The organism is Methylibium sp. (assembly GCF_031393925.1).
In the GTDB taxonomy this organism is placed as follows: Bacteria; Pseudomonadota; Gammaproteobacteria; order Burkholderiales; family Burkholderiaceae_C; genus Methylibium.
Genome location: NZ_JANMWL010000147.1, coordinates 21,679 through 27,974 on the forward strand (window position 1 = coordinate 21,679; position 6,296 = coordinate 27,974).

4 protein-coding genes are annotated in these 6,296 nt (G+C 70.8%); 1 reads left to right on the top strand and 3 read right to left on the bottom strand.

Annotation, left to right across the window (positions count from 1 at the left end; all coding sequences use genetic code 11):
* Nucleotides 1-39: 39 nt before the first annotated feature.
* The 3 genes from RMO12_RS08465 to imuA all read right to left on the bottom strand — a co-directional run bounded on the left by RMO12_RS08465 (nt 40) and on the right by imuA (nt 5,906).
* Nucleotides 40-3,390, bottom strand: coding sequence for an error-prone DNA polymerase (locus tag RMO12_RS08465; protein ID WP_309638951.1), 3,351 nt, complete (start codon nt 3,388-3,390; stop codon nt 40-42).
* Nucleotides 3,391-3,670: 280 nt separating this feature from the next.
* Entirely contained in the window at nt 3,671-5,161 is a 1,491-nt protein-coding gene (locus RMO12_RS08470) for a DNA polymerase Y family protein (RefSeq protein ID WP_309638952.1), read from the bottom strand.
* Nucleotides 5,091-5,906, bottom strand: a complete 816-nt coding sequence (gene imuA / locus RMO12_RS08475) for a translesion DNA synthesis-associated protein ImuA (RefSeq protein ID WP_309638953.1) — start codon at nt 5,904-5,906, stop codon at nt 5,091-5,093. Before imuA ends, RMO12_RS08470 begins: the two co-directional genes overlap by 71 nt.
* A 139-nt stretch (nt 5,907-6,045) precedes the next feature.
* On the opposite strand from imuA, the gene RMO12_RS08480 reads away from it, so the two are divergent.
* On the top strand, nt 6,046-6,296 hold a 251-nt coding region (locus RMO12_RS08480; RefSeq protein WP_309638954.1), incomplete at its 3' end, for an antibiotic biosynthesis monooxygenase.

The following is a 6,296-nucleotide window of genomic DNA, read 5'->3' on the forward strand; positions in this document are numbered from 1 at the left end:
GCGTCGGTGCGAGTTCGCTTCGGCGCTTCGGCCCGAGCCTCAATGAAAGTCCCGCGAACTGGTGCCCAGGCGGCCCAGCCAGGGCGTCACGTCGACCAGCCGCCGCGCCACCAGGTGCATCACGCCCTCGGGCGATTTCTGCCACTGCCCCGCCACGGCCATGAGGCGTGAGGCGAGCAGCGCCTGGCGGTGCAACTCGCGCACGCGCTTCCAGACGATCACGTTGATCGAACCCGTCTCGTCTTCGAGGGTGACAAAGATCGTGCCCTTGGCCGTCTCGGGCTGCTGACGCATCACCACGATGCCGCAGGCCCAGGCGCTGGCACCGTCGCGCAAGGTGGCCAACTCGCCCGCGCTGCGCACGCGCCGCGCCGCCAGCCGTGGGCGCAGCAGGGCCAGCGGGTGGCGGCGCAAGCTCAGGCCGGTGGCGGCGTAGTCGAGCGTGATCGCCTCGCCCTCGGGCGCGACGGGCAGGGCCAGCGCGTCCTCGAGCTGCGGTGCCTGCGCCAGCAGGGCAGGGTGGCGGTGCTGCCCGGCCGCGACCCAGGTCTGCTGGCGGCGGTGGCCGGCCAGGCCGACCAGGGCATCGGCACGCGCGAGCATCTGCAACTCGTGCGGCTCCAAGCCAGCGCGCCGCGCCAGGTCGTCGATGCTCGCGAACGGCGCTTCGCTGCGCGCTGCCACCAGCCGCTCGGCGGCCGGCCGGGCCAGACCCGCCACCCTGCAGAGACCCAGTCGCACCGCCGGCTGCGCGCGGGCCTGCGCTGCGGTGGCCGCGCGCGAATCGCCCTGCCAGCCGATCGGGCGGCATGGGCCGTGGCCGGCGCCCACCGGATGCGGATCGCCCACCGCCTTCGGTGCTTCGAGCGTGCAATCCCAGTGGCTGAACAGAGCGTCAATGGCACGCACCTCTACACCGTGCCTCTTGGCGTCCTGAACCAGTTGCGAGGGCGAATAAAAACCCATCGGCTGCGAGTTGAGCAGGGCGGCCAGAAAGATCGCCGGCTCATGGCACTTCATCCACGCGCTGAAGTAGGCGAGCAAGGCAAAGCTGTAGGCGTGACTCTCGGGGAAACCGTAGTCGCCAAAGCCCTTGATCTGCTCGAACAGCTGCTCGGCAAAAGCACGCTCGTAGCCGTTGCCGACCATGCCTTCAATGATGCGGTCCTGGTACTTCTTCACCTGGCCGCTGCGTCGCCAGGCGGCCATGGCACGACGCAGGCCGTCGGCCTCGCCGCCGCTGAAACCGGCGGCGATCATGCAGATCTGCATCACCTGCTCCTGGAAGATCGGCACGCCCAGGGTGCGCGCGAGCGCCACGTCCAGCTCGGGCTTGGGTGAACTCGACGACTCCTTGCCCTGGCGGCGGCGCAAGTAGGGATGCACCATGCCGCCCTGGATCGGCCCGGGCCGCACGATCGCCACTTCGACCACCAGGTCGTAGATGCGACGCGGCAACAGGCGCGGCAGCATGCTTTGCTGGGCGCGGCTTTCGATCTGGAACACACCCACCGTGTCGGCGCGGCAGACCATGTCGTAGGTGGGCGCGTCTTCGCGCGGGATGTCGTGCATTTCCCATCCGCGCGCCGCTGGGTTCGCGGTGGCCGCAGGCGCTCCGCGCCACAAGGTCATCAGGTCGAGCGAGCGCCGCAGCGCACTCAGCATGCCCAGGGCGAGCACGTCGACCTTCAGCAGGCCGAGCGAGTCGAGATCGTTCTTGTCCCACTGGATGACGCGGCGCTCTTTCATGGCGGCGTTCTCGATCGGCACCAGCCTTGTCAGCTCATCGCGCGCGATCACGAAGCCGCCGACATGCTGCGACAGATGGCGCGGAAAACCGATCAGTGCCGAAGTCAGCTCGAGCCACTGCCGGGTCACCAGGGAGTCGGGGTCGAAGCCGGCTTCGAGCAGCCGCTCGTCGAGCTGGTGGCGCCCGTCGAACCACTGGTGGCTCTTGGCCAGCCGGTCGATGCGCTCCTCGTCCAGGCCGAGCGCCTTGCCGACGTCGCGCACGGCGCTCCGCGTGCGGTAGGTGGCCAGGGCGGCGGCCAGGGCGGTGCGCTCGGGGCCGTACTTGCCGTAGATGTACTGGATGACTTCTTCGCGCCGCTCGTGCTCGAAATCGACATCGATGTCGGGCGGCTCGTTGCGCTCTCGACTGATGAAGCGCTCGAACAGCAAGGTCGTGTCCATCGGGTTGACCTCGGTGATGCCCAGGCAATAGCACACCGCCGAATTAGCCGCCGAGCCGCGGCCCTGGCAGAGGATGCGCAGCGCGCGCGCCTTGCGCACCACGTCGTGTACGGTCAGGAAAAAGGCCTCGTAGCGCAGCTCCTCGATCAACTTCAGCTCCTTGTCGATCTGCCGGCCGACCGACTCGGGAATGCCCAGCGGGTAGCGGTCTTTGGCGCCCGACCAGGCGAGTGCGCTCAGGTGGCCGATCGCGGTTTGTCCCTTGGGCACGATCTCCTCGGGGTATTCGTAGCGCAGTTCGTCGAGCGAGAACTCGCAGCGCGCCGCCAGGCGCACGCTGGCAGCCAGCCACTCGCGCCGGTAGAGCCGCGCCAGCGACAGCCGCGAGCGCAGGTGCTGTTCGGCATTGCGCGCCAACGCATGACCGCAATCGACCACCGTGCGCTTGACGCGGATGGCGGTCAGCGTGTCCTGCAGCGCCTTGCGCGAGCGCACGTGCATCAGCACGTCGCCGGCCGCGGCCAGCGGCAGGCCACTCCGCGTCGACGCTTCGACCAACCGCTCGACCAGCACGCTGTCACCCGCCCACAGCAGCAGCTCGATGGCGATGGCAGCGCGCTCGCCGAAGGTGCCGGCAAGCCAGCGCGCCTGGGTACACAGCGTCTCGGTCGAAGCGTCGCGGTCGGGGATCAAGAGTGCCAGGCAGTCGGGCAGGCCGCTCGCGTGGCCCTGGCCGGCGAGTGCGGCATCCAGGTCGTCGGTGCCTAGCCGGTAGCTGCCTTTTTCGCTGCGGCAGCGCCCGAGCGTGGCCAGACCGCAGAGCTGCGCATAGCCCTCGCGGTTCATCGCCAGCAGCACCAGGCGCAAGCCCGGTGTGGCGCCCGCGGCGCCCAGCCTGAACTCGCTGCCGATGACGAGCTTGAGTTCGCGGCCGTATTCCTCGCGCTGGCGCTTGATCTCTTCATGCGCGCGCACCACGCCCGCCACCGAACATTCGTCGGTGATCGCGATCGCCTCGTAACCGAGCTGCGCCGCCCGCTCGACCAGCTCCTTGGGATGCGAGGCGCCCACCAGGAAACTGAAATTGGAACGGCAATGCAGCTCGGCATAGGCCGGCAAACCCGGCTGTGTGAGCTGCGCTGCAGGCAGGGGCGGAGACGCCGGCAAGGGCGTCTTGGGATGGGGTGCCTGCGGCATGGTTCAGCCCGCGGGCAGTGAAAGAGCCACCCGACGTTCTCGGGGACCGCTTGCGCGGTACGTGGCGACGCTCATGTCAGTTGCCAGTTGCCCCACCGCGCTTGGCGCGACCCGCGACTCGCGACGCGAGAAACGCTGACGGAGCGCGAGAGTCTGCAATCGGCCCCCCATTGCGCTCTTTGCTCCTTCCCCCTCTGGAGGAAGGCCGGGCTGCGCAAAGCCACGGCGAACAAACGGCCTCGTCGTTCCAGTGAGACGTTTCATCTGAACTGTCCAGGGACTAGCCAAACCAACCATGCAGAAACCAGCCGCCTTGGTTTCCTGGCGCGTCGGCACGGCGCTCGCGGTAGACCCAGCGCAGCCGGTGGTCGCTGCCTTCGGCCACGTGATAGTCGCGCCGCGCCAGCCCGCCATCGAACCAGCCGGCCTCGATGCGCTCGGCGCGCGAGCACAGCCGCAACAGCCCGCCATGAAGCGGCCGCCCCAGCGCGTCGCTCGCCAACGGTTGCGGCGGCTCGAGCAGCCAGGCCGGGCGGGGCGGTGCGCCGGGCGGTGGCTCGGCGGGTACCCGCAGCGTCTCGGTCACCGGCACGCCGCGCTGCGCGCGCTCGGGCCGGTGGTCGGCGAGCGGCTCGAAGCGCAGCACGCGCTCGGGCCCGAGCCGCGCCACCAGCCGGTCGAGCAGGGCCGCATGGCCCTGGCCTTCGCCGCCGGCCGTCGGCAACAACTCGCCAGGGGTGCCGCCGTGGGCCACCGAGGCTTCCAGGGCAAGTATCAGCTCGTACACCGGCGCCGCGAGGGCATGGCGCTGCAGCCGCTCGCGCCACAGCAGCGCGAGCTGGGCGATGTCGCGGCTGGGCGTGGAGAGTTGCAGGCGCAGCACGGTGTCGGGCACCGGCTCGCGGCGATGTTCGTGGCGCAGCCGCAAGCTGAGCACGGTGGCCGCGTGCCAGTGCAGTTGCAGCCAACCGCCCAGGGCCGGCAGCAGCGCCCCGATCGCGGCCACCAGCACGGCAGCATCGTCGGCGCGCTGCAGCAGCTCGCGCCTGGCTTCAAAGCGCTCGGGCGGCGCGAACCACGGCCGCGGGTCGGACGCGTCGCCATAGGCGCGGTCCAGCGTGGTGGCGAGCGCACGGCCGAGGCGGCGCTGCAGCCCGGCGCGCGGCAGCGCTCGCAATTCGCCCAGGCGCTGCACGCCGAGCGCCTGCAGCAGCTCGGTCTGGCGCGGCGTGAGCGGCAGGAGGGCATCGAGGGCGCCGAGCGGGATGCGGTCGAGCTGGCGCGCGCAGTGGGACGACTGCAAGGTGCGCCGCCGCACGCTGCCGCTGGTGGCCAGCAGCCAGGCGGCGCTCGCGGTCGGTGCGCAGGCCAGCCGCACATGGGCGCCGCAGTCGTGGGCGATCGCCTGGGCCCGCCGCAGCAGACAGCGCACGCCGCCGAACAGCCGCAGCGAAGCGCGTACCTCGAGCAGCACGCCGCTGGCTTGGAGGTTCAGCTTGGGCGTCAAGGCCGCCAGCGCCAACGCCAGGGTCGCAACGAAGGCGCGTTCGCGCGCCTCGTCGCGCGGCTGCACCACCAACTGCGGCAGCAAGGCCAGGGCGGTCGCCACGCTCTGGCCGACCTGCACGCCGAGCGCACGCGCGGCGCGGTTGGCGCCGAGCAGCCGGTGCTGCTCGACCACCGCCACCGGCAGCAGCGTCTCAAGCCCGGCTCGCGACCAGGGCAGGGCTTGCAGCGACAACTGGGGCAGGTGCAGGGCGACCCACAACATCGTGGCTTCCCGGGTTGATGGCGGTGACTGGGGCGACCGGACTGACGGTGCGGCGCGCCGCAGCCGGCCACGGCAACTGCAGCGTGAGCGCGGCGCTCATCGGCGGGCCGCGGCGCTTGAACACCTCGACCGCCAGTTGCCGGCCGGGGCGCGGCGTGCAGGCCAGGCGCAACGGAGCCGGGCTGCTGGTCGAGCGCGCCGCGGCGGGGCGCAGCGCGATCAGCGGCGTGGCCCCGGCCTGAGCGGCCAGATGCAGCCGACGCAGGGTGACGGCCACGCTCGGCCCGGGGCTCCACCACAGCACCGCCGCACAGCTGCCCGAGCGCAACGTCTGCTCGACCGCCCAGGCGGCGTCGGCCGTGCTCGCCGGGTTGACGCACACCAGCCGCGCGAGCGCCAGGTCCATGGCCTGCAAGGCACTGACGCAGGGCGTGCCGGGCGGCGCCACCCACAGCAGCTCCTGCGAGCCCAGGTTGCGCCGGCGCAGGCTGCAGAGCCAGGGTTCGAGCAGCGCCAGCTCGCCGCTCGCCCCGGCGGGCAGCAACAGCTCGCACAGGCCCGCCAGCGGCCAGCCACCACCGGGCAGCTCGGCATCGAGTGCCGGCCAGCCGGTGGGCTCGGTGGGCGCGCCGACTGACGCCCAATCGCCGGCTCGCCACACCGGTGCACCGAGCCGCGCCAGCGCGAGCGCAGACGCGGCCAGCCGGGCGGCAACAAGAGAGGCGGGAGCGGTCAAGACAGACATGGCAGCGAAATTGATACTGTACATAACAACAGTCTTTCAAGCTCGAATATCCATGTTGTTTGTGGGTCGGGTTCATCCGCTGGCAAGTGCCGCGGTGGCAAGGCACGCTCACCGTCCCTGCAACCCGAGGAGACATCCCATGAGCAACCCCGACACCTGCTGCGGCATCGTTCCCTACTTCAAGGTCGCGCCCGGCAAGCTGGCCGAGTTCAAGGCGCTGACATTGCGCTTCGTTGAAAAGACCAGGAGCGAGACCGGGTGCGCGTACTACGCCTTCAGCTTCGATGGCGACAGCGCGGCGCACTGTCGCGAGGGCTACGACGACGCCGCTGCGGTGCTGGCGCACCTCGAAAACGTCGGCGCGCTGCTCGGTGAAGCGCTCGCCATTTC

Excerpts from the sequence above, each read along its gene's own strand:
- RMO12_RS08465 (WP_309638951.1), bottom strand. The coding sequence starts at position 3,390 with ATGCCGCAGGCACCCCATCCCAAGACGCCCTTGCCGGCGTCTCCGCCC.
- RMO12_RS08470 (WP_309638952.1), bottom strand. The coding sequence starts at position 5,161 with ATGTTGTGGGTCGCCCTGCACCTGCCCCAGTTGTCGCTGCAAGCCCTG.
- imuA (WP_309638953.1), bottom strand. The coding sequence starts at position 5,906 with ATGTCTGTCTTGACCGCTCCCGCCTCTCTTGTTGCCGCCCGGCTGGCC.